The sequence below is a fragment of the Bacillota bacterium genome (genome assembly GCA_012837285.1).
Classification (GTDB): Bacteria; Bacillota; DTU030; order DUMP01; family DUMP01; genus DUNI01.
In genome coordinates, this window is the sequence record DURJ01000143.1 from 1 (window position 1) to 2770 (window position 2770).

Consider the following 2770-nt stretch of genomic DNA (forward strand, 5'->3'; position numbering starts at 1 on the left):
AAAGCGACCCTTACCTTCCCCACTGCCGGAACGTATACAATCAGCGCAACAAGACAGGGCACTATTAACGCTACCGATCTTGTCCCTCCGCTTTGCACGGTAGGGGTGACCTCTTCATCCTCCTCCAACCCCGGCAAGACCATAACAGTATATTTCACATTGCGGGGATTAAATAGCGGCAGTGGCAATGAGGAAACTTGGATAAGCAGAAAAACTGTCAGCAATATAACAGAGGGTGCCACGGTGGCTGACATTATTATAAAAGCCCTTGAAGGGACCGGCTATACCCAGAGGGGAGCGCAGGATGGCTATATAAGCTCAGTCACCACTCCCGGAGGTTTTAAATTGTCCGAGATGCATAACGGAATGCCAAACTCCGGCTGGCTGTACAAGGTAAATTCTAAGTTGCCCACCGTGGGTATGGACTCTCATAATGTCAAAGATGGCGACCATGTTCTGCTCTACTTCACCAAGGACTACACGAAGGATCCGGATGCAGGGAGTATTTCCGGCAAGGTGGAAGAAAAGCCTTTGGTCAGCTCCGAGGTTGAGGTGGCCACGGTGGTGAAAGGGGGCATTGCCGTAGCTTCCATTGATACCGGAAAAATAAAAGACGCCCTTGATAAGCTCGTAAAATCCAGTGATACAGTTTCCGTTGCGGAAGTTAAAGTTCAGGTAAAAGGCACGGCCAAAACATCTACAGTAGAGGTTGAGATCAAAGCTGATGCCATCAAAGCAATAACTAGCGCGAAGAATGTGCAACTTACTATTGAAAGCACGATCGCCACGCTTACCTTCGATGCAAAATCACTCGCCGGTATCACCAAAGGAGTTGCGGATAATTCCACCATCAAATTTGTTGGCGAGTCTGTGGACACTTCAAAGCTCGACAGCGAGAATCGGAAAATAGTTGGAGATTCCCCTGTGTTCGATCTCAGCGTTATAATTGGGGACACAATGATCCACAACTTTAACGGAACAGTTACTGTATTTCTGCCCTTCACTCCGACGGCAGGAACCGATCCCAAAACCTTGACGGTCTACTATCTTGATGACAACAAAACCCCTGTGCCTATGGAGAACGCTCGTTACGATGCACAGCGCAAGGGATTTGTATTCACAACAACTCACTTCTCGCTGTTCTTCATTGCGGCGGTAAGTGTCGAATGGGCAAATCCATTTGCCGATGTGAAGGAAAACGATTGGTTCTATGACGCGGTAAAATACGCAAATATCAATAATAAGATGACAGGAACAGAGGCGGATAAATTCTCTCCGAATGCACCTATGACACGGGCCATGCTTATAACGGTTCTCTACCGCAGCGAGGGCGAGCCAGCGGTAACGGCGGCGAATCCGTTTACCGATGTAGCTGGTGGTCAGTGGTATACGAACGCCGGTATTTGGGCATACGAAAACGGCATTGTCGCAGGCTACGGCGACGGTCTGTTCGGTACGAATGACAATATTACGAGAGAGCAGCTGGTTACTATTCTGAGCAACTATGCCCATAAGAAAGGGCTTAATGTTTCCCAAACGACCGACCTTTCAGCGTACAAGGACACAGCCGAAATATCATCGTGGGCGCTGGATGCCATGAAGTGGGCCAGAGCCCAGGGCTTGATGCAGGGAAGAAGCACAACTACGCTGGCTCCGAAAGGAACAGCAACGCGCGCCGAGGTCGCGACTATACTCATGCGTTATATGGAAAACTTTATGAAATAGTATCTACAAGCTGTCCGGCTCCCTTCGGGCAAGCCAAAGGGAGCCGGATTCCCTAATTTTGTATTTTGTTACTGCCCGCTATATATGCGGATGATCAGTGCGGAGGCAGCTGTTCCTATCTAAAAAACATCCGTCAAGCTTGGTGAACCGCCGTATACCGAACGGTACGTACGGTGGTGGAGAGGACGGGGGCTAGACGCCCCCTCCTACTCGATTGCTCGCCCAAGGGCATTATCCTTAGGGCGAAAGTCCCGAAGAGCTAGCGCAAGAAATTGTGGTGAAGATAGGTTCTTAGGTAAACCTGGAAGATGCCAAACAAAGCTTGGCAAAATACTTTAAGGGGAAATTTTACACTTGTTATTGACATATGCCCACAATAGAGATACTATATTAATAGCGGATTATCCGAGGAGGTGATTGAACTGGCAGTTGTCTCAATCACGATTTTGGTGGAAAATACTGTACGGCGGCCCGAACTGCTGGCCGAGCATGGTTTTGCTGCTTTGGTAAACGTTAACGGTAGGAAGATACTGTTTGATACCGGCGCCGGTCATACACTAATTTCTAACGCTGGGGTTTTAGGGGTAGACCTAACTGATGTTTCGGCAGTAATTTTGAGCCATGGCCATTATGATCATACCGGTGGATTTATGGCTTTTCTTAAGCTTCATGGTCCGGTGGATGTTTACGCTCATCCCCATGTGTTTAGCGAACGTTACAAACTGCAAGAAGATATGGCTCCGGAATATATTGGCATTGGCTGGACCAGGGAGCAACTTCAAAACGAGGGCGCTATATCGAATCTGCAAACTACGCCGGCGGAACTGGAAGAAGGCGTGTTTCTCACCGGTGCAATCCCGCGGTTGACTCCGTATGAAAAAATATCGAACAAATTTCAAGTAAAATTAAACAACCGTTGGGAACAGGATAAAATTTTAGATGACCAGGCTCTTGTAATCCGATCTTCTAAAGGAATAGTCGTCATTTCAGGGTGTGCCCACGCTGGGCTTATCAATACCTTGAGACATGTACAGCTACTAACCGG

The 2770-nt window shown here is 48.2% G+C and carries 2 protein-coding genes; both read left to right on the forward strand.

The features are described 5' to 3' along the window. Positions 1-243 precede the first annotated feature (243 nt). Positions 244-1725, forward strand: a complete 1482-nt coding sequence (locus GX016_08325) for a DUF4430 domain-containing protein (protein HHT71565.1) — start codon at positions 244-246, stop codon at positions 1723-1725. A gap of 413 nt (positions 1726-2138) precedes the next feature. Continuing rightward, positions 2139-2770 (forward strand): MBL fold metallo-hydrolase (locus tag GX016_08330; protein HHT71566.1); only part of this gene is annotated, 632 nt, incomplete at its 3' end.